The sequence below is a fragment of the Bacillus sp. FJAT-42315 genome (assembly GCF_002797375.1).
Classification (GTDB): Bacteria; Bacillota; Bacilli; order Bacillales; family Domibacillaceae; genus Bacillus_CE.
Genome location: NZ_KZ454941.1, coordinates 1,915,291 through 1,936,179, shown reverse-complemented (window position 1 = coordinate 1,936,179; position 20,889 = coordinate 1,915,291). Strand labels below are relative to the sequence as shown.

At 43.6% G+C, this 20,889-nt stretch carries 25 protein-coding genes and 1 riboswitch; of the genes, 2 read left to right on the top strand and 23 right to left on the bottom strand.

Annotated elements, in window-relative coordinates:
- Positions 1-53 precede the first annotated feature (53 nt).
- The 22 genes from CEF22_RS09545 to CEF22_RS09440 form a co-directional block, all read right to left on the bottom strand.
- Positions 54-581 (bottom strand): ferric reductase-like transmembrane domain-containing protein, encoded by a 528-nt coding sequence (locus tag CEF22_RS09545; RefSeq protein ID WP_100402678.1) that lies wholly within the window; start codon positions 579-581, stop codon positions 54-56.
- A complete protein-coding gene (locus tag CEF22_RS09540) occupies positions 578-1,504 on the bottom strand; it encodes an FAD:protein FMN transferase (protein ID WP_100402677.1) in 927 nt (308 codons plus the stop codon). Before CEF22_RS09540 ends, CEF22_RS09545 begins: the two co-directional genes overlap by 4 nt.
- Before the next feature lie 2 nt (positions 1,505-1,506).
- Positions 1,507-1,803 (bottom strand): hypothetical protein, encoded by a 297-nt coding sequence (locus tag CEF22_RS09535; protein WP_100402676.1) that lies wholly within the window; start codon positions 1,801-1,803, stop codon positions 1,507-1,509.
- The gene (locus CEF22_RS09530) at positions 1,790-2,440 is read right to left on the bottom strand and encodes a copper amine oxidase N-terminal domain-containing protein (RefSeq protein WP_100402675.1); all 651 of its coding nucleotides are present in this window, start codon (positions 2,438-2,440) and stop codon (positions 1,790-1,792) included. The genes CEF22_RS09535 and CEF22_RS09530 overlap by 14 nt, the downstream gene beginning before the upstream one ends.
- Before the next feature lie 80 nt (positions 2,441-2,520).
- On the bottom strand, positions 2,521-3,342 hold the full coding sequence (locus CEF22_RS09525; RefSeq protein ID WP_100402674.1) for an energy-coupling factor ABC transporter ATP-binding protein: 822 nt from the start codon (positions 3,340-3,342) through the stop codon (positions 2,521-2,523).
- Positions 3,343-3,358: 16 nt separating this feature from the next.
- Positions 3,359-4,132 carry a cobalt ECF transporter T component CbiQ gene (cbiQ, locus tag CEF22_RS09520; RefSeq protein WP_100402673.1) on the bottom strand — a complete coding sequence of 258 codons (774 nt, stop codon included), beginning with the start codon at positions 4,130-4,132 and terminating at the stop codon, positions 3,359-3,361.
- On the bottom strand, positions 4,132-4,422 hold the full coding sequence (locus CEF22_RS09515) for an energy-coupling factor ABC transporter substrate-binding protein (protein ID WP_198508050.1): 291 nt from the start codon (positions 4,420-4,422) through the stop codon (positions 4,132-4,134). The genes cbiQ and CEF22_RS09515 overlap by 1 nt, the downstream gene beginning before the upstream one ends.
- A 2-nt stretch (positions 4,423-4,424) precedes the next feature.
- Positions 4,425-5,177 (bottom strand): energy-coupling factor ABC transporter permease, encoded by a 753-nt coding sequence (locus CEF22_RS09510; protein ID WP_100402672.1) that lies wholly within the window; start codon positions 5,175-5,177, stop codon positions 4,425-4,427.
- Positions 5,178-5,181: 4 nt separating this feature from the next.
- A complete protein-coding gene (cobA, locus tag CEF22_RS09505) occupies positions 5,182-5,967 on the bottom strand; it encodes a uroporphyrinogen-III C-methyltransferase (protein WP_100402671.1) in 786 nt (261 codons plus the stop codon).
- Positions 5,968-5,969: 2 nt separating this feature from the next.
- Positions 5,970-6,599 (bottom strand): precorrin-2 dehydrogenase/sirohydrochlorin ferrochelatase family protein, encoded by a 630-nt coding sequence (locus tag CEF22_RS09500; protein ID WP_100402670.1) that lies wholly within the window; start codon positions 6,597-6,599, stop codon positions 5,970-5,972.
- Positions 6,577-7,980, bottom strand: coding sequence for a cobyrinate a,c-diamide synthase (locus CEF22_RS09495; protein WP_100402669.1), 1,404 nt, complete (start codon positions 7,978-7,980; stop codon positions 6,577-6,579). The genes CEF22_RS09500 and CEF22_RS09495 overlap by 23 nt, the downstream gene beginning before the upstream one ends.
- Before the next feature lie 12 nt (positions 7,981-7,992).
- Entirely contained in the window at positions 7,993-9,120 is a 1,128-nt protein-coding gene (locus tag CEF22_RS09490) for a cobalt-precorrin 5A hydrolase (protein WP_100402668.1), read from the bottom strand.
- Positions 9,120-9,890: a precorrin-4 C(11)-methyltransferase gene (gene cobM, locus CEF22_RS09485; RefSeq protein WP_100402667.1), complete on the bottom strand. Its 771-nt coding sequence runs from the start codon at positions 9,888-9,890 to the stop codon at positions 9,120-9,122. Before cobM ends, CEF22_RS09490 begins: the two co-directional genes overlap by 1 nt.
- A complete protein-coding gene (gene cobI, locus CEF22_RS09480; RefSeq protein WP_100402666.1) occupies positions 9,887-10,588 on the bottom strand; it encodes a precorrin-2 C(20)-methyltransferase in 702 nt (233 codons plus the stop codon). Before cobI ends, cobM begins: the two co-directional genes overlap by 4 nt.
- Positions 10,585-11,793, bottom strand: a complete 1,209-nt coding sequence (gene cbiE / locus CEF22_RS09475; protein WP_100402665.1) for a precorrin-6y C5,15-methyltransferase (decarboxylating) subunit CbiE — start codon at positions 11,791-11,793, stop codon at positions 10,585-10,587. The genes cobI and cbiE overlap by 4 nt, the downstream gene beginning before the upstream one ends.
- Positions 11,786-12,889: a cobalt-precorrin-5B (C(1))-methyltransferase gene (locus CEF22_RS09470; protein WP_100403965.1), complete on the bottom strand. Its 1,104-nt coding sequence runs from the start codon at positions 12,887-12,889 to the stop codon at positions 11,786-11,788. Before CEF22_RS09470 ends, cbiE begins: the two co-directional genes overlap by 8 nt.
- A 2-nt stretch (positions 12,890-12,891) precedes the next feature.
- Positions 12,892-13,539, bottom strand: coding sequence for a precorrin-8X methylmutase (locus CEF22_RS09465; protein ID WP_100402664.1), 648 nt, complete (start codon positions 13,537-13,539; stop codon positions 12,892-12,894).
- Between the two features lie 15 nt (positions 13,540-13,554).
- Positions 13,555-14,322, bottom strand: a complete 768-nt coding sequence (gene cobK / locus CEF22_RS09460; protein ID WP_100402663.1) for a precorrin-6A reductase — start codon at positions 14,320-14,322, stop codon at positions 13,555-13,557.
- A complete protein-coding gene (locus CEF22_RS09455) occupies positions 14,319-15,230 on the bottom strand; it encodes a sirohydrochlorin chelatase (protein ID WP_100402662.1) in 912 nt (303 codons plus the stop codon). The genes cobK and CEF22_RS09455 overlap by 4 nt, the downstream gene beginning before the upstream one ends.
- 15 nt (positions 15,231-15,245) lie before the next feature.
- Positions 15,246-16,832 (bottom strand): precorrin-3B C(17)-methyltransferase, encoded by a 1,587-nt coding sequence (cobJ, locus tag CEF22_RS09450; protein ID WP_100402661.1) that lies wholly within the window; start codon positions 16,830-16,832, stop codon positions 15,246-15,248.
- Between the two features lie 12 nt (positions 16,833-16,844).
- Positions 16,845-17,231, bottom strand: a complete 387-nt coding sequence (locus CEF22_RS09445) for a (2Fe-2S) ferredoxin domain-containing protein (protein WP_100402660.1) — start codon at positions 17,229-17,231, stop codon at positions 16,845-16,847.
- A gap of 132 nt (positions 17,232-17,363) precedes the next feature.
- Positions 17,364-17,558, bottom strand: a riboswitch (cobalamin riboswitch).
- Between the two features lie 78 nt (positions 17,559-17,636).
- The gene (locus CEF22_RS09440; protein WP_100402659.1) at positions 17,637-18,479 is read right to left on the bottom strand and encodes a GHMP family kinase ATP-binding protein; all 843 of its coding nucleotides are present in this window, start codon (positions 18,477-18,479) and stop codon (positions 17,637-17,639) included.
- 254 nt (positions 18,480-18,733) lie between these two features.
- Here CEF22_RS09440 and CEF22_RS09435 point away from each other — a divergent pair, with 254 nt between their 5' ends.
- Complete coding sequence (locus tag CEF22_RS09435) at positions 18,734-19,303, top strand: biotin transporter BioY (RefSeq protein WP_100402658.1); 570 nt, start codon at positions 18,734-18,736, stop codon at positions 19,301-19,303.
- Between the two features lie 33 nt (positions 19,304-19,336).
- Here the strand turns inward: CEF22_RS09435 and CEF22_RS09430 are convergent, their stop codons facing one another.
- On the bottom strand, positions 19,337-20,107 hold the full coding sequence (locus CEF22_RS09430) for an NRDE family protein (protein ID WP_100402657.1): 771 nt from the start codon (positions 20,105-20,107) through the stop codon (positions 19,337-19,339).
- Between the two features lie 101 nt (positions 20,108-20,208).
- Here CEF22_RS09430 and CEF22_RS09425 point away from each other — a divergent pair.
- On the top strand, positions 20,209-20,889 hold a 681-nt coding region (locus tag CEF22_RS09425), incomplete at its 3' end, for an iron-containing alcohol dehydrogenase (protein ID WP_232726093.1).

Sequence of the window (20,889 nt, the reverse complement as noted above, 5' to 3'; positions counted from 1 at the left end):
ATCTTTCTTTTTCTTATTATTGTACACAGAAGCAAGTAGAAAGAAAAAATGATTTATGATCTCGCCGTCAATAATCGAACAAAAAATAATACAATAACGATCGCAAAGGTCGTCGCATAGAATACGATCACCCATATAGTCCCCGAATCTGTTCCAATCAGCACCCCATGAATGAGCGCTAAAACATAAGCTGGTAAAGCAAGAAAATGAATCACCCTCCACCATTTCCTTCCTATTTTCTTCATCACATCAGAAGAAAAAAAGAGGAGCACTACGATATAGAAAGCGAGCGTTCCAGCTGCGGAGGCTAGTGGTTCATTAGCGGCTGTAAAAGGAATCAGTAGTTCCGTCATCGTATAGGGAACATAATGATCAAACAACAGCATCACCGCGTGAAAGGCAGAAAGCAGTAACGCGAGCCAACCAGCTGTTTGATGGATTATTAATAAGATCGGTCGTCCCTTTTTAGAGGAAATATTCCCCTTAAACATCAGGCCTGCTACGTTAGCAATAAATAATAGTAAATAAGCGGTCATGCCCGAAGCACGAATCCACTCCCACGTACTGTAAATCATGTTCATGACAGCATCAACTTCTTTGTATAATGTTTGATTGTATGACTTACTTTTACTTGACCATTTTCATGAATGATGAGCGCAGCGGCGTGTGGAAAATGATCAAGCATCCACGAAAGGGCGTTGTCAAACGTGAAAATGCATAACACCTTAGCGATGACTTCCGCTTCCGCTGTTGTTTTGGCGAAAACAGTAGCTTGGACGATGTCACTGTTTGCCGGCAAACCGGTCTGACCGTTAAGCAAATGATGCCTTTGAATAGCCCCCTGTCTCCAAGATCGAAATACTTTGTTCGAGGTCGCTACACTGCCTTCCCTCATATAAAATTGAGCAATATCGACGGCTTCTTTTTCTGGGTGAGCAATGCCGATGAGTGTCTCTTGATCCCCCCACATCGTCAAGTCTCCTCCTGCGTTGAGTTGTCCCTCTGCCACCCCTACTTGCCTCATAATTCTTGCCCCTCGATCGACGGCCCACCCTTTCGCTAATCCACCAAGATCAACTTTTTCTTCTGTTTGCTTCAAGATCATACAACTAGCATCGTCAAACTGAAAAGGAGCGACTTCTCTTTGCTCGATGACAGGATCGTAACTTTCCTCTATTTCAACCATTTGTTCAAATGAGCGATCATAGCCGATTTTTTCCATGATCCTACCAACTAAAGGATTAAAGTAACCATTCGTGATCATTGAATAATGCATCGCTCGTTTGATCACTTCAAATAGTAATGGACTTACTTTCACAACGGTCCCCACTTCCGCTTCATTGAATTGAGCTAATTCATTAGCTGGCAGAAACCGTGAACACGTTTGCTCTACCTCTTGAAACCATCGCTTGATTTTCTCTTTGCTTCCCTCTTGCCAAGAGAATTCTTCGATGACATGAACATCTGTGTTCATCGCTCGAAATGAATAACACTCTCTATTCATTATCAAGACCTCCTTGTTCGCTGATCCGCCTGGGCTCTTCCGCCTTCTCCTTTTGGTGTGAAGGTCGCCGAATGAGCGGAGGCGTCTACATCCCAATTGGCATCTTCCCAATCTAACGTGGAAATCCACTCTTCTCTTGCTTCTTTTTCTTGTGAATCAAGGGACTTGATTTCCGATGCTGAATAATCTTGTTCCTCACCCTTCGGAACGTCTGCTCCTTGTACGGCATTTAAAAAAATCGCTAAAGAACTCACGCTGCCAATCCCTACAGCCCATTTCCACCATTTAGCTTTCGCCATTGATACTCTCTCCTTTCTTCATGAAGATTCTTTCATTGCTCCAGCTAACGTCCCATCCTAACGCCTCGCCAATCACATTCACTGGAACGTACATCTTTCCATTAAAGTTAAAGGCTGCAGTTGGCATCGGTGTTTTAGCCATATTTTCATAAACGGCTCTTGAACCCTCTTTAAAAATTAAATGAGTGTCTTCATCTACTACTTCGACCACCTTGCTTTTCTTATACTCATATACTTCAGCCTTCAAATATTGAGCAGCTTGCTTTAACGGGACGAGCAATTGTCCTTGATAAGGAATCGCATCAATCGATATTTCTGTTTCATTTTGTTGCTGTAGCTTCACTTCTTGCTGCTTCGTTAATGGCAACGGTTCATTCGCTAAGTTAACGACCGAAGCTCTAGACCATGAATACCAGCTCTCTTCAATAACTGGTTGCCTTCTTTCTTCCTGTTCATACCAGTCGTCATCATACTCGTCATCATACTCGTCATCATCTTCATATTCTTCATACTCATGCTCTTCATGTTCATACTCCTCATACTCATACTCATCTTCATCGGCATAAGTCGCATGGACGGGCAAGGTCACTAATGAGACAGCCAATACAATCCCCAAATACTTACGGTTTCTGTTCATTCTTCTCACCTTCCATTTTGATTTCTAGCTCTACTATAAAAAACAAAACTGAAAATAAAATGAAAAAAACAGTTGAAAGCTCAACTGTTTTGAATGATTTGCAGTAATTGTTCTTTTGTTTTTGGCATAGGGACTAGTTGACCCGAATGGGACGCTCGCCAGACAGCAAACACCTCTACGATCCACGGCTGCTCTAAGTGACATTTTTTCAACAGATCTGTTTGCCTAAACAGTTCCTCTGGCGGTCCAACTGCTTGCAATCTCCCATTATAAAGAATAATGATTTCATCGGCCCATTCATAGGCAAGATTGACATCATGAGTTGATAAAAGAATCGTTTGTCCTTCCGCTTGAAGCTCTGACACAAACTCCATCATTTTTTTAGCATACAAAGGATCGAGCCCCGCGGTTGGCTCATCTAAAATGAGTAGTTTTGGATTCATCACGGCAACTCCGGCAATCGCTACTCGTTTTTTTTGCCCTAAACTTAAAAAATGAGGCGGTTTATTTTTCAATTCCATTAGTTCCGTCTCTTCCAGTGTGGCTAATGCCGCTTGCTTTGCTTCTTGTTTAGAATAGCCTAATTGCAACGGGCCGTACATCACGTCCTCTAGCACCGTCGGAGAAAAAAGCTGAGCATCTGGATGTTGAAACACGATTCCCACTTGTCTTCGCAATTCTTTCAGCTCTTTCCGTTTATAACTGAGCGGCTTGCCTTGAAAGTGAATCTCCCCCTCTGTCGGCTGAAGCAATCCGTTGAGATGAAGAAAAAGTGACGATTTTCCTGCACCATTATTGCCGAGAATCGCAATTTTTCGTCCAGATTGAATCGTTAACGTCAGCTGATCTAATGCCTTTGTTCCATCTGGATACACGTAACTCACATTATTCACTTCTAACATACTCGGCGCCTCCCTCCTAAAAAACATATACGACCACACATGAAATCAAAAAGCAAACAGTTATCGCGCCCCATAAATCTCGGCGGGTTGGATAAGAAATCATTTGTCCCACTTCAACCTCACTCCCCCCTCGTGCATCGATCGCCATTTGTACTTGCTTTGCCTCGCGCATCGTTTGGACAAATAAGTTGGCGACAAGCATCGATATAGAGGAAAAGGTCGAACGAAGACCACTATAGCCCGCGCGTGACCGTTGAGCGTTGTACGTTTCTGCCGCTTTTTCAATAAAAACGAAAATAAAGCGATACGTTACGGCGGTTAGCTCAACAAACACTTCTGGTAATCGCAGTAGCCGAAGTAACGTAGCAATCCCGTGAAACGGCGTCGTTAAAATAAAGAAGTACATGCAACTAACAGCAGCATAAGCAGAAACACATAATAAAACAGCCTGCTGCAACGATGAATAAGAAACATACATAAACCACCCTGCGATGCTTGTCGTTTGCAAGAGGGCGTCTACTTCTGTTCCTTCACGTACAAACGATAGCAATAACGGAAACAGACTGAACAGCAAAAAAATCAGCGGCAACAGCAGCAACTTCCGATACGTTCGAAAGGGAATTTTCGCATACGATACGGAAACAACCCCCATTAACACAAACACATAGACAGACAAGACGATTTCTTTTGTGAACAGAACTAACAATAAATGCGAAAAAGCAAAAGCGGCTTTTTCACCTGGATGCAAGTGAGAAAGCCGGCTATGGTTGGCATAATAATCGATAATCATTAGCTTTTATTGCTATATTTCTCTTCTAATTTTTTTCTCGCACGACCTGCTCCAACAAAGTAGCCGATAAACAGCGCTCCACCAGCAGCTTGTAAAGCAAATAATAAGCTTTCCACTTCTCCACTCGGCGGCTCCCAAATGACATCAAACCACGGTTGATAATCTGGACTAATTTCCGTAATTGCTTCCTCTGCTTGACCGTCTGCTCCGAGAAATTCGGCGTCTTTATTGATGACAAGCGGCACAACTGCAAGCAACACGACAATCGCAAATAATAGTAAATTTTTCACGCTTACGCCTCCTTCACAGCTACACTTAATTGATTTAATTCATTTTTGTTATATTTCACAAGCCAATTCATGACGATTACGGTTAAAATCCCTTCTGCAATCGCTAATGAAATCTGTGTCACAGAGAAAATACCAGCAAATTTCGCAAATGAAGCCATCACGCCACCTGTTTCTGCTGGGAAAGCAAGTGCTAATTGAAAAGAAGTGACTGTATATGTAGCTAAATCACCGATAAACGCAGCGAAAAAGACAGCTAAAATAAAAGAAAGATTCATTTTTCGACCAAGCTTATACATTGCATACGTCATAAATGGACCAACAACCGCCATTGAAAAAGCGTTCGCGCCTAACGTCGTTAAGCCTCCATGAGCTAACAGCAACGCTTGAAACAACAATACAATCGTTCCTAACACCGCCATCACAAGTGGACCAAACAAAATCGTTCCAAGACCGACACCAGTTGGATGAGAGCTACTTCCTGTGACCGATGGGATTTTGAGAGCGGATAATACGAAGGCAAACGCCCCTGCTAAACCAAGCATCATTTTCGTTTCGGGATGCTGTTTAATCGTTTTTTGAATCGAGCGAATCCCAGCCGCGATAAATGGAATCGTTAACGCCCACCAAAGAATGGCCCATTTAAGTGGTAAAAACCCTTCCATAATATGCATTGCAGCAGCCGGTTGAAATGAATTGATCCAGAAAAAACAAGCCAGTGCCAATATAACGACTGTGGTTCTTTTCAAAATGAACATAATTTCACTCTTCCCCCTTCATTAATGTAGAAATATGTGGGTCCTGATCAAACCATCTAATCTTCTCTCGTTGTCCAACGACTTCTCCAACAAGTACAATCGCTGGATTAGAAATTTGATAATCGCGTGCCTGTTGTTCAATAGAGGCCAGGTCCGCTGTAATCGTACGCTGATTGTTTGTCGTGCCCCATTCAATGATCGCAACCGGTGTGGAGGCAGCCTTACCGTGTGCTATCAATTCTCCACAAATATGCCCAAGATTGCCTACACCCATATAAAAAGCAATCGTATCTATCCCTTGAGCTAATGCTTGCCAGTTCACAAAGTCTTGACCTTTTTCCGCTCGACCATGGGCTGTCACAATCGCGAAAGTAGTCGCATGATCACGGTGAGTTACCGGAATCCCCGCATAGGCAGGAGCGGCAATCCCAGCTGTAATACCGGGAATGATTTCAAATGGGAGATCGGCGTTAGCCAACTGCTCTGCTTCTTCTCCGACACGACCGAATACGCAAGGGTCGCCCCCTTTTAGACGAGTAACGATCAAACCTTGCTCTGCTTTTTCGACTAGTAGCTGGTTAATTTGCTCTTGAATGAGTGCATGTTTCCCTGGAAGCTTTCCGCAAAAAATTAGCTCGGCTCCTTGTTTGGCGTGTTGCAGTAGCTCTTTATTAACTAGTCGATCATAGGCAATCACATCGGCCTGCTGAATACATTCTAGTCCTTTGACTGTAATGAGCTTTGGATCACCAGGTCCGGCTCCGACTAAATACACTTTGCCTTTCTTCACATTTATCCCCTCGAATCTATTAAGTTGTTAAACAAAGTGATTCGTTCTTGATCATCCGCACCTCTCATTTGTTCATATAGATCGGATTGAATCAGCTCTGTTAATAATTGTTTTCTTTTTATAGGGTCATTCACTCGACTTTTAATTTGCTCACGACACTCAGCTAAAAAGTCAAGAAAGTGAATAAATTGATCATCATATTGATGAGCTAGTTCTTGAATAATTTTTTTGCTAAGCCCTGGACTTCCCCCGCTTGTACTCACCGCAATCGCGAGCTTTCCTTTTTTCAAAGAGGCCGGTACAAAGAAGTTACTAGCATTGGGATCATCGACAATGTTGACGAGCTGTTGATCGGAAGCACATTGTCCAATATATTCATTGACTTTCCGATCATTCGTTGCTGCAAAGACGACGAGCGCTCTCTCTACATCTTGCTTTTGAAACGGTTTCTGTTGCCAGTCAATCGAGTGATGTGCGATTAATTCCGCCATTTCAGGACTTACTTCAGGGCTCACCACTTGAACGACCGCTTTTGCTTCAACTAAAGAAGCGACTTTACGAGCCGCGACTTTTCCGCCACCGATCACGACGACCCGTTTTCCTACTAATTTAAGCATCGCTGGATAAAGCATGATTAGAAATCCTCTCTGCTTCGTATTGCTCGGCCGCTTTCACAAAACGATGAGCTAAAGCTAAGTCGGAAGCAAAGTGAAAATGAGCGTAACCAGCTACGACATGTGGCAACACAAATCCTTGTTCCTTCGTTCCAAAGCGTCCATTTGTTTCGTAAGCGGCTACAATTGGTTCATTTGCTGTAAACTTAGAATAATGGAATTCATGTCCTCGCCCTTTCGCTCCCTTCGGCAAAAGAAAATTAGACTGTAAGCCCGTTAATTCACGATAACCGAGAGCGGCTAATTTTTTTTGCATCGTCGCTACACCAGGAATGATCCCAACCATCGGATAAACCTCACCATTTGTATCTTCAATCGATTGTGTTAAGTACATAAAGCCACCGCATTCTGCTAATGTCGGTAAACCAGCTTCAATCGCTTGACGAATCGACTGCTTCACTTGTTCATTCATCGCTAATGTGGACGCAAACTCTTCTGGAAAGCCGCCACCTAAATAAAGGGCAGAAGCTCCTTCAGGTAGCGGTTCATTTTTTAGCGGAGAGAAAAATTGCAGTTCCGCCCCATTCGCTCGAAGTAACTGTAAATTTTCTTCATAGTAAAAATTAAATGCCGCATCTTTGGCGACAGCGATCGTTACGGTCGCTTCTTTCGCTTCGATAAACATCGAATGTTCGGACTCTTGAATCATCGATGTCTCCGCTAACTTCCAAATCGCTTCTACATCGACAGTAGCGGAAATTAATTGACCTAGTGTATCAAAAAAGCCGTCGAGCTCGCCTCTTTCAACGGAAGGAATTAATCCTAAGTGGCGTTCTGGGATAGAAATATCATTCTCTTTCTTCAAGTAGCCAACAACCGGAATACCGCATTCTTGTTCAATCGCCGATTTGACGATATTGAAATGACTTTCACTGCCGACGCGGTTGGCGATGACACCGACAATTCTGCCGCTTGTCGCCATCGATTGAAAGCCTTTGACAATAGCAGCGGCACTTCTAGCCATACTGGCACAATTAACGACAAGCAATACAGGACAATCAAGAATAGCACTTAAATCAGCCGAACTACCGTCATTTTTCAACGGGTCTTTACCATCAAAGTAACCCATGACGCCTTCAATGATGGAAAGGTCGGCACCCTTCGCTCCTCTGGCGTAAATATCCTTCACCGTCTCTCGTCCGGTCATCCAGCTATCTAAATTTCTCGACGGCCGGCCGGTGACTGCCGTATGATATGTCGGATCGATATAGTCAGGGCCACACTTAAACCCTTGAACGCTCGCGCCTCTTTCTTTAAAGGCGGCCATGAGCCCAATCGTGACCGTTGTTTTTCCTGCGCCGCTTCCAGTTCCGGCAATCATGATTCTTCTTTGGCTCATTTAGTCCCCTCCTTATTCATATGAAATCAATCCAACAGAAATCGTGACGTTGCCTGATTTCTTCTTCACAAGCAGCAACTCATCATTTCCACTCGCCAGCATCGCCGCTGGTTCACTCACTCCATAGGCACCAGTGAATTTATAAACGGTATCAGAGGGCTGAACTAATGATTTCGTATTGAGCTCAGCTGGCGGGTAATAAATAAATTCCCATTGATATTTACGGGCGACTTCAAGCAAACCGACTTCATCTTTTTTCAAATCAATCGTCGCCACCGTTTTGACGCTTTTTTTGCTAATCTTCAGCTCTTTTAACGTTTCTTCCATCACTTGTTCAATTTCCTCTGCGGCCGTTCCTCGATTACAGCCGACCCCAAGCACGATCACTTTCGGACGATATAATACACCGTTTGTTAAAATCGTTTCCTCTCGTTGTTCAAGTAGGCGATGGGTCACAACGAGTGCGGCATCCGGTTGGAGTGTAAATGCTTCGTCGATGGAGGAGCATAAATGGATATTCTTTGGCATCGCTGTCTCATGCATCCACCAATTGCGCTCGCCTGACTCTTGCACAACGACCACTTTTTCTTCATTCACGACGGATGCGCTAACTGGCGTTAACTTTTCATCCGATTCCCATTCCCAGCCGAAGCGGCGACCAAATAAGTCAACAGGAATCGTTTTTTGTACATCGGAAGCGGTCGTCACCACTGGATAGGCATTGAGCAAAGCAGCCACTTCTCTCGTCAGTTCGTTCGCACCTCCGAGATGCCCCGATAATACACTAATGACGTGTTCCCCGCGATCATCAACAACCACGACAGCTGGATCGGTTTTCTTATCCTTTAAAATGGGGGCAATCATCCGAACAACCGCTCCTAATGAAATAATGACAATCAGCCCTTGATAATGAGCAAACAGGCTTGGAAGCAACAGGCGAACGGAGCCTTCAAATAACGTAATGCCACGTTCTTCTTCATCGCCTTGTTCGTGTTTCTTCATATAATATAGGTCGCTATCAGGAAAAAGCTTAGCGATTTTCCTCGCCAGCTGCGTACCATGCTTCGTAATCGCTACGACCGCATATTTGCCCTTAACGGTAATCTCCGGTGTGACATGCTCTTGTAACTGAATGCTCATTATTTCACCCCTCGACGGAACCCGTGAGTGAACTCTTTATCGTACAATTTCGAGCGAAAGTCTTTTTCGTGAATGTTTGGATCTAACGCCCAGCCAGCTAAAATCATCGCCTGCTTGCGAATGCCGTTCACGCGCATATCTTCATCCAATTTTTCAATCGTTGTGCGAACAATTTTTTCATCGGGCCATGTCGCTTTATAGACGACTGTGACAGGCGTTTCTGGTGACCAGCCAGCACTGACTAATTCTTTCATCACTTTTTTTGTTAGTGTGGCACTAAGGAAGAAAGCGATCGTGCAATGATGCTCAGCTAGCTTCGCTAATTGCTCGCGTTCTGGCACTGGTGTTCTTCCTTCTGCTCTCGTTAAAATGACCGTTTGCGTTAAATCAGGAATCGTTAACTCGGCTTGTGCACTAGCTGCAGCGGCAAAGACAGAGCTTACACCCGGCACGATCTCAATCTCGACACCAGCTTCTTTTAATAACGCTATTTGCTCCATAATCGCTCCGTATACAGCAGGGTCTCCTGTATGAAGACGAACGACTTTTTTTCCTTCTGCTAGGCGTTGCTTCATAATGTCAACCATTTCTTCTAAGTGCATACCTGCTGTTTTTAAAATTTCAGCCCCTGGCTTTGCGATGTTAAAATGTTCTTCACTCACTAGCGAATCGGCATATAAAATGACGTCCGCTTCTTGCAACAGTTGATGTCCTCTAACCGTAATTAAATCCGGTGCACCTGGACCTGCTCCGACGATATATAGCTTCATTTTCTCACCACCATTAACGTTAAATATTCCGGTTCCGCTCCTTCAAGCTCATCCATCGACCAAACAATCTCTTCTTCCGATGTGACCTTAGTGACAACTGATGCTTTATCTGTCAAATTCAACTCTTTTAAAATTTGAAGCATTAAGTCGATCACTTTGGCGACTTTAATAAAAATCACGCAATCATGCTGTTCAATCGCTTGTTTCATCGCTTCATAATTGTCATTGGCTGGAACAATCGCAACGATATCATCACCATCGGCTAACGGTAAAGACAGTCTAGCAGCCGCTCCGTTAATCGAAGAAATCCCAGGAATAATCTTCATCGGCACATCGCCATAACGCTCCTTCATCACGTTCATCATATGTATAAATGTGCTGTACAGTAGCGGATCGCCTTCTGTAATAAAAGCCACATCCTTGCCTTCTTGTAGCTTCTCCCATACTAAATCAGCTGTATTCGACCATTCCCGCTCTAAAATGACAGGGTCTTTCGTCATCGGAAAGACGAGCCCAAGCATCTCTTTCTCCGCTGGATTGACATACGCATCAATAATTTTTCTTGCATAGCTTTTACTGCCTTTTCTTTTTTTTGGATAAGCAATTATCGGACATTCTTGTAGAGCGCGAAATGCTTTTACTGTAATTAATTCCGGGTCTCCTGGGCCAGCGCCCACACCGTATAAAATCCCTGTCATTCTTTTCCCTCCACTCGCTTCGCTGTAATAATATAAACGGGGTTTAACCCTTCCATTCTCGTTAAATGTAAAATCGGTTTACTTCTCGCGATTTGAGCTAGCGTAAGCTCCGTTTCAAAGTCTCTCTCCTTCAATGCTTGAACCGCTTCATATAAATTTTCAATCGTAACGACATTCATAACAATCGTTCCGTTCTCTTTCAAACGAGAGCAGCATTCATCAAAAATGCCTGCGATATTGCCTGCCGTACCGCCGATAAATACCGCATCTGGCGCAGGAAAATCCGCTAAGCCATCCGGTGCTTTCCCTTGAATCGCCGTGACATCGGTACGAAATTTAATAAAATTTTCACAAGCATTTTCGAGATCCGCCTCATTTTTTTCAATCGCGTAAATGGCTCCATCGGTCGCTATTTTCGCCGCTTCAATCGCAATTGAGCCCGTGCATGTGCCAATATCCCAAACGACGCTCTCTTGATGAAGACTCATTTGCCCTAGTGTGAGGACACGAATTTCCTTTTTCGTTAATAGCCCTTTATCCGGCTTGCGTTGAACAAATTCCTCATCTGGAATACCGAGAGACCACGACTTTATGTCTGTCTCACTTTTTAAAATGACGACGTTTAAAGCAGAGCATTTTGCTTGTTCCATCTCGTCTAATGACATCGAGCGACATCGCTCATTTTCACCACCGAGATTTTCAGCGATAAATGCTGTATATTCCGTCATGCCAAATGTTTTTAAATACGTTGCAATAGCAGCTGGTGTATTCGCATCATCCGTTAATAGAGCGACCAACTTCTTTCCATCGATTCGTTGGGCCAGTCCTTTTATCGGCCGACCATGCAAGCTAATAATCGTGGCGTTTTGCCAAGCTTCACCCATTCGAGCAAACGCCAGTTGGACAGAGCTTGGTTGCGGATAAACCTCCGCCTCCACCGATTTTGATAGATAACTACCGATGCCATAAAAGAGGGGATCTCCCGAAGCGAGCACGACCGCTTTTTCTGACTGCTCACTTAGTCGCTCTTTTAACTGACGTAAATTCCCTTTAATCGTGAATGTCTCACCTTGATAATCGGGGAAGAAAGCGAGTTGACGCTCGCCTCCAGCAAGAAATTGTGATTGTTGAATCCATTGTTGATAGATTGGCAAAAGTCCACTGCGACCTTCATCGCCAATTCCAATAATTTTCACTTTAGCCATGACGCTCCGCCTTTCCTAAACATTCACCTTTTAACGTATATAAAGTCATATCAACGCTGAGTCCACCGCTGACTTCTTCCATTGCGTGCTGACAGCAACTATCACATAATCGATCAAAAAACTGATGATGACCGGCAGCTAACATCATATCTGCGGCATGAGAAGCGGTATTAGCAGACTTAATTTCTTCCACTAGCTCGTCTGAAGCCCCTGAAAGACGGGCCGTTTCTGCTAAAAAGCCGAAATCGACCGGCGCACTTTTCGAATGAACCATCATCACCCCTTGAGCGACTTTCGAAAATTTGCCCATCATGCCGACCATCGATACTTTTTTAATGCCGAGCCGTTTGCAATGCTTTAACGTAAAGCCGACAAAGTCACCCATTTCGATAAAAGCTTCCTCCTTCAAATGAGGGAGCTGCTTCATCGCATATTTTTCACTGCGTCCACCCGTGGTGACAGCGACATGATCACAGCCGCCTGCAATCGCTACTTGAATCGCTTGAATGATACTCGCTTTATAAGCGGCAGTTGAAAACGGCATCACAATCCCGCGCGTTCCTAAGATCGAAATCCCACCAAGAATCCCGAGACGAGCATTTAACGTCTTCTTCGCCATTTCTTCGCCACCTGGGACGGAAATAACGATTTTTACGCCTGTTGTCCGCTGAAAATCAGTTAAAATTTTCTCTGCTTCTGATAAGATCATCTTCCTAGGAACAGGATTAATTGCCGCTTGGCCAACCTCTACCGCTAACCCCGGCTTCGTCGCTCGACCGACTCCTTCGCCGCCATCAAGTTCAATCCCTGGTTCATCTTTTAACGTAACCTCTGCATAAATGATCGCTCCATGCGTGACATCCGGATCGTCACCTGCGTCCTTTTTGATCGCCGCAATCGCCCGTCTCTCATCCATTTCACAATGCTCCACAGTAAAAGTCGCAAACACTTTTGCCGGAAGATAAATTGTCGCTTCTTCCTGTTTTTCTCCCGTTAATAAAGAGATCAAGGCCGCTTGAACAGCGGCCGTCGCACATGCACCTGTTGTATATCCTTTTCTAAGTGGCTTTTCTTGCTTGGTGTCCTGTGCTTTCATCATTATTCTTTTTCTGCAAGCAGAGAAAGGGCATTTATAGCCGCCACAGTGACTGTACTTCCACCTTTTCTGCCGATATTTGTAATATAAGGAATGTCTAATTTCGCTAACTCTTCTTTTGACTCTGCAGCCGAAACAAATCCAACAGGCAGACCGATCACCAAGCTTGGCTTCGCGATTCCTTCTTTCACAAGACGAATCAATTCAAGTAAAGCCGTTGGAGCGTTTCCGATACAATAAATCCCACCATCCGCTTCAGCTACTGCTTTACGCATCGAAATGATTGCTCTTGTTGTGTTTAGCTTTTTCGCTTCTTCCATCACATCTGCATCAGAAATATATACATGGATGCTGCCGCCGTGCTTTTCGATGCGGCCTTTACTAATACCGACTTGCACCATCTGTACATCACAAATGACTCGTTCGCCATTTTTAATCGCTTGAATGCCGGACTCAATCGCTTTCGGATGGAGTATCATACTTCTTCCGAGTTCAAAATCCGCTGATGCATGAATGACACGCTGCACAACTTTATATTCTTCATAAGAAAGATCATGCTCACCAAATTCTTCCGTAATCATTTCAAAGCTACGACCTTCAATTTCCATCGGTTGAACTGTCTCCGGCTTAAAATCTGTTTTAAAATCCATGTTTGATCCGCTCCTTTAAAGGTTAAATGTATGTAAATAATCAACGACTTCGTCAAAACTGGAGCACCGGTTTTGATACTCCATTTCCGGGCGCTCGATCACAATCGTTTCGATTCCTAATTCTTTAGCGGCCTCTAGCTTTTGGTCAACGGACCCGCGGGCACCGCTCGCTTTCGTGACCATACATGTCACTCCGTATTGCTGATACAACGCTTGATCAAAGGCGGTCGTAAATGGCCCTTGGATCGCCACAATATTTTTTTGCGGCAAGCCAAGCTGCTCACATTTTTCCATATTATCTTTGCGTGGAAGCATTCTTGCGACTAAGCGAATGTCTGGATGAGACAATAATTTTCCGGTAAAAATAGCTAACGTTTTACTACCGGTCGTTAACATCACCGTGCCTTTTCTTTTCGCCGCTTCTTCCGCTGCTTCCTCATACGTGGATACATAAGTGATCAATGAAGAGTCTTCAAAGCTTTGTTCTTTTCTTTCAAATCGAATGTAAGGGATGTTAGCCGTATCCGCCGCTAACATCGCATTTTTCGAGGCTTCTTCGGCAAACGGATGGCTCGCATCTACAATTCCCTTCACACCCTGTTCCTTCATAAAGGCTTGCATTTGCTCGGCATCCATACGACCAGCAACCGCTTTGATCCCCGCTTGCTGTAACTCTTTCAACGCATTCTCTGTCACCACGGTAGCGATTAACTCTCTTCCTTGCTCTTGAAGCGTGATCGCAAGCTCTCTTGCATCACTTGTTCCGGCAATGAATAAAATCATTTCGTCGTTGTCACTTCCTCTTCATGGTCATGGTCGTGATGATGGTGGTGATCATGGTCGTGATCATGATCGTGATCGTGGTCATGATGGTGATGATGATCAATATGCTCCATCGCCTCAAAACGATATTGACACGTATCACAGTTCATATACACTTCTCCACCTAGCGCTTCATCAATCCGATCTTGAACGACCAGCTCTAGCTTTGGATGGAAGCCGAAATATTCAGCCAATGCAAATTCGACTCCTGGATAAGCTGATTGAAATTGAGTCATCATTCCTTCTAAGCGCTTAATTAAAATGCCCGTAAAGAGGAAGTATGGCAGTACAATTACTTTTTTAGCACCGAGACGAATCGTTTTTTCCACTGCTTCTTCTAAGCTTGGAGAAGTCACACCGATAAAAGCGGGCTCCAAAATCGAGTAAGAAGCTTTTTCCCATAATAATCTCGCAATCTTATAAAGATCACTGTTCGCATCTGGATCACTGCCTCCGCGTCCGAGTAAAATGACCGCTGTCCCTTCTTGTGGCTCGGCGACATTCTCCCCTGTTTCTTCAATTCGACTTTTGCAAATTTCAATCGCTTCATGATGAATGCCAATCGGCTTTCCATACGTGAATTCAACGGTAGGATACTTTTCTTTCGCTTCATCAATTGCCGCTGGAATATGAATTTTTGAGTGCCCTGCTTGAAGGAGCATTAATGGAATTAAAGCGATAGATGTCGCTCCTCTTGCGACACAAGCATCAATACCTTTTGCAATATCTGGACGTTCAAATTCTAGAAAACAAGTTTCAAGAATCAATTGATCATCTAATTTAGGCGTTAATTGATTAACAAATATTCTAATTTGCTCATTGCCTTCTGGATCACGGCTACCATGACCAACAAATAATACAGCTTTCATATCTGATCGTCTCCTTTAGTCCCCGCACGGTGCAGGTTCAATCATAATTTTCGGTTCCATATTGCGATACTCAAAGCCTTGAATATTTTTCACGCGTTTGAAAAATTTGAACAAGCGCTCGTTCGGATGACCTTTTGCTTTATACTCAGCAATAATCCGTTCGATTAGTGGCACAATTTGATTCGGTTCGATACCTTCCGCAACTGGCTGACCAGCATGAGCCGTTCTTCCGACTGGCTTCGCACCGAGGAATAAATCAAACTTTCCTTTTCTGAATACAATTCCGATATCATCATTGACCGCTTGATAACAAGCCATGCCACAACCGTTGACACCAATATTCAACGATTTAGGCATCTCCATCCCACCGAGTTTTTGTTGCAGCTCCTCTGCGTATGGAATCGCATCCTTCTTTTCACCATCACAAAAGTCACACGCTTTAATCGCTAACACATCTCCAACTGGAGAAACGATAAAGCCAGCTTGTTGCAATTGCTGCGTTAATTGCTGCGGCTCTTCCGTTGCTACACGTAAAACAATTTGGTGGTGAGGCGTGTATTCAACAGAGCCTTCCTCTCCGGCGACCGCTGATAGTACAAGCAATTGCTGCGCGGAAAACTTTTTATTCGCTACCCCTGGACTAACAGCGACTTCAAAAATTGATTGAATCGGTGTTGGAAATACGACTTCTTTTGTCGGCATCTCTTTGTTTTGATCGAGTAATTGCAAAGCCTTCATGCCGAGTTCAAATAAAGGCGGAGCTTCTTCCTTACCTTCATGAAGCGCCCACGGCTCGTTTTCACGCTTTAATCGTTCGTGCGGTTTCAATGGTTGCTTTTCAGAAGTCAACGTATACTTTCGCTGATAGCCTCGTGGCGTGATCATTTTATCGTCATAAATAAACGTCGTAGAATTCCCAATCATGACCGTTGTCAGCATCCCAATATCATGCTCGAGCATGTCCGCTAACGTCGTTAAAATGACTTGTTCTCTATCTCGATATGCACTTTTCACAAGGCCAACAGGTGTATCAGGAGAACGATATTTTAATAAAATACGCTGCGCCTCAACAATTTGCCTTGTGCGCTTTCCGCTTTTCGGATTATAAAGAGCAATAACGAAATCAGCTTGTCCTGCCGCATCAATCCTCTTTTCAATTATTTCCCATGGAGTTAAATGGTCACTTAAACTGATCGTACAAGCATCATGCATAACAGGTGCTCCAAGTAAAGACGCACAAGAGTTAATCGCTGAAATACCGGGGATAATTTCTACTTCGACTCCATCCGCTTCTCTCCAGCCTTTTTCGACAAGCACCTCATACACAAGACCTGCCATACCATACACACCAGCATCTCCGCTCGAAATGACCGCCACTTTCTTTCCTTCTTCGGCATACTTCACCGCCGCCTGTGCGCGACTCACTTCCTCGGACATCCCTGTGCTGATCACTTCTTTTCCCTCAATAAAAGCAGCAATCAATTCAACATACGTCTTATAACCGATAATGCAATCGCTTTCTTGCAACGCTTCTTTCGCTCGCTCGGTAATATGCTTTTCACTGCCCGGACCGAAACCGACTAATAGTAATTTCCCTTTCATCAGACACCCTCCTCACTGAACAGTCTTTTTAACTTCACGATCTTTTTCAATTCCTTTTACACGATCATTCATAAGTTCCATTCCACTGCCTTTATATGTATAAGTTAACGCTTCTTGCACAGGTTCACCGTTTTGCAAGTGCTGATGGACAATCTTTTTCGCCATGAACTCATCCACCTCGTGATACCAAGCTCCTTCTGGGTAAACAACGACGACGCAAGCATCTTTGCAACGACCGTTACATCTTGTTCTTGAGGTGTGTACACGAACATCGAGCTCTCGATCTTTAATTTCCTCGCGAATCGCCTGCGTCACTTCTTCTCCGCCTTTACGCATACAACTCGAACCATTGCAAATCAATACATGATGATTCATTTCCTTCAAATTCCAAGTCGTCATATGATCGCTCCTTTTCTATAAAAAAATCCTTAACTTCCAAAAGAAGTTAAGGATTTTGCGTAATGATCCGTACGCTGCTCATGTGCAGCTAGTCCGCTCGATACAGCCATCCTACTCTTCCCTCCGAAGAATGATGAAGAAAAGATAAAAGCAGGTCTCCTGGCTTACGGGTCTCCTTACTCTTGTCCCTTCCCAGCGCAACAAGCACCAGTGGTTATTGACAATTTCATCACCGCTTACAGTAACGGGGGCTGCATCGGACTTTCACCGATTTCCCTATTATCCCTTTTGAATCAACAAAAGGGCACTCTTACCTTATTATTTAATTAAAATATGTCATTTATTTGAACAACTGCTTTAAGATTATCAGTAAATGCCTCATGTTGACAAGAATTTTTTTTATTTTTAGAAAATTATTAATGGATGCCACCCAGTTTGCATGTGAACTTTTGCGATCACCTCTTGTCGCTTTTCTAAAAGAAAAGGATCTTGCCGATCAAGCAGTAAACCGATCACAGTCCCGCTATGCCCAATAATTACGCCTCCATGTAACTCCGTTGCCAAATCTACAAATAAACGAATATTTGGCTTCGGTAAAAAGCGTTCATTCACTTGCGAGCTAGCTGTTGCCGCTTGCAAAATTCGTGCAACATCTCCGTCTATAAGCCCCAACTTCATTTCGGAAAAAAGCTGTTCTAATAATTGTTTTTCCGCTTTGCTGTAATTCTTTTTATCGCGATGAAAAGCCCTTGTATTGACCTTTCCTCCACTATCAAAACCGATGCAAACAAGTTCAGGTGCGTAAGGAAATTCATGAAAAAGCTGGCCTGTTTGCTGATTGACCGCTGTAATCCCTCGATACATCACCCCATCTGTCGGCTCAATACTTGCTGCGATCACCGCCTCCTCTTTTGCTGACAATGTGACGCCAAGACTTGCAGTAACCGCTCGAATCGTAGCAACGATATCCGCTGAACTGCTCGCCATTCCCTTTCCTACTGGAATAGATGAAGTAATAGACAAATATCCGCTTGGCGAGCGCCCCAACATTCGCAGCGTCTGTTCTGCTGCCATTAACGCTAATTTTTTCCCTTTCGTCTCTCCGATTAACGAACCCACTCGGGCAGGTGTAAATCTCGCTTCACTATATAAAGGGCTTGGAAAGGTGAATAAAAATGGTTGCCCATCAATTTCTCCTTGTGCTAACTCTCCAAACGTACCAAAACATTTTCCTATCCCTATTTGCATGTATAAACCTCTTTTCTACGCTGTCGATTTGCTGATATTTATAACAATTTATTATAATCCTATTCTTTTTTTCTTCCAAGCGGTTGTGGTTTTGTCTCTTAGTGACTGAATTTCAATGATTTTAATTTTGAATTTTGCACATAATGAAATAAGTATAGTAAACCAAAATAATATTTGGTTGACAACTTATGTTACCATACATTAAAATAACGTTAACATTTTTTATCGTTTTGTTATTATAGGAGGTTAGAAAAATGAGTACACAGCATGAAAAATTAAGAATGATGCTGACGACAGCTTTGTTCGCAGCGATTATTGGCATTATGGCTCAAATTACGATTCCACTGCCATTAGTTCCGATCACAGGGCAAACGCTAGCTGTCGGTTTAGCCGCTACAATTTTAGGCTCACGATACGGCGCGTTATCAGCGATTGTTTATATGTTCATTGGGGCGGTGGGCGTTCCTGTATTCTCCGGTATGAGCGCTGGAATGGGCGTCATTTTCGGTCCGACGGGTGGTTATATTGTTAGCTTCATTTTTTCTGCTTTTATTATCGGTTTATATATTGAAAAAACGGCGGCCACTGTGACACAAGCATTTATTGCGAATGTCATCGGTATGTTGATTAACTTATCCTTTGGAACCGCTTGGCTCAAAGTAATGGCTAGCCTTTCTTGGGCGGAAGCATTTGCCGGCGGATTTGCCCCATTTATCATCGGAGGCATTATCAAAGCGATCTTAGCTGCTTGGATCGGTATTCTCGCTCGCAAACGATTGCAATCAGCTCGCCTTTTACCATCATCAGCTAACGTATCTATTTAATACAAAAATGAGGCTCATCCAAAAGGATCGGCCTCATTTTTTTTCGATCACAAAATGAAATTGTTCTTCTGCTGTCCATCGTCCGTTCGTATACGTTCGCTCAATAAACTGCACGCGGTCGTTGCGATCAATCGTCAGCACCGTAGAAGAGCGTGTGCCATACTGTTCACTGTTAATAAACATCGAAGACAACAGCCGCTCCCACTGTAAAGAAACACCAGTTTGCGGAAGCTCTTCGTCGGCCATCTGTTCTTCGGATTGTAAGGAAGCAAATAAACAATTGGCATCAGCAACAATTTTATTATGTACACACGATTGTAAACTCTGCTTTCCTCGCTCCGTTTTTGGCCAAGGTGTGTTTAAAAAAGCGTTACTTAAGCTATGGATGCCTGGAACCATCTTGGTAATCTCATCTTGCCGATTATTATAGTACCATAACAAATCAGCCGTCCCGACGATCACATTAAAGCTGGGATAATAAGCTTTTTCCTCGCTTAACCGTTGCAAAAACAGCTCCGCTTCCATCTGTCCGCTTAAAAACGAACGAACAATGTCTCCACGTGACCATTTTCCTTCCGTTGATTCTGTCGGATCACGGAAATTGGTTAATGCGGCAAATCTCCCTGATGTCGTCACACCAAGCCATGTGCCCATTTTTTCTAAGTCCCGCCCGGCTAATATTTGAGGCTCATCCTCCCAAAAATGAGCTCGTTTCGTTGGACGAGCGAAAAATTCATCACGGTTGGCAGCAACAATTAATTTATAATTCGGGTGCTGTTGAAATTGAAAATTAATTAAACACATATCATCATCCCCTAAAAATTGCTCGAATTTTATCAAAAACATAAAGGAAATTTCGGTGATTATAGCGAATAAACAACGTTTAAAAGGTAGGTGCTACTAAGATGAACAAATTTGTAATGCCTGAAGTCATTTTTGGAAATGGCGCCATTCATCAAGCTGGAGAATGTTGCTCTCGTTTAGGTGCCAAAAAAGTGTTAATCGTCGCTGATGAGGGTGTCATTCAAGCAGGATGGCTAGAAATTGTGATCAAAAGCTGTGTTGATGCTGGTTTGAGCTATGCATGTTATCAAGATATTACCATTAATCCGAAAGACTTTGAAGCAGAAAAAGGAGCAAATGTTTATATAAATAACGAATGTGACGCTCTTATTGGCGTCGGTGGTGGAAGTGTCATTGATGTGGCAAAAGCCGTTGCCATCTTAGCTTCAAATGGAGGAACCATTTCCGATTATGAAGGAGTCGACCGCATCGAACTTCCCCTTCCACCGCTTGTGATGGTGCCAACGACTGCAGGGTCCGGCTCGGAAGTATCTCAATTTTCTGTAATTGTTGATTCAAAAAGGGAAAAAAAAATGACGATCGTTTCTAAGTCGCTAGTGCCGGATATCGCCTTGATCGACCCTGAAACATTAACAACGAAAAATGCTAAATTAACTGCCTCTACTGGACTTGATGTGTTGACACATGCAATTGAATCATTTGTTAGTTTAGCGGCGACGCCATTGACCGATGTACAAGCAAAAAATGCGATGATGCTTGTCGCTGAATATTTACGCCCTTCT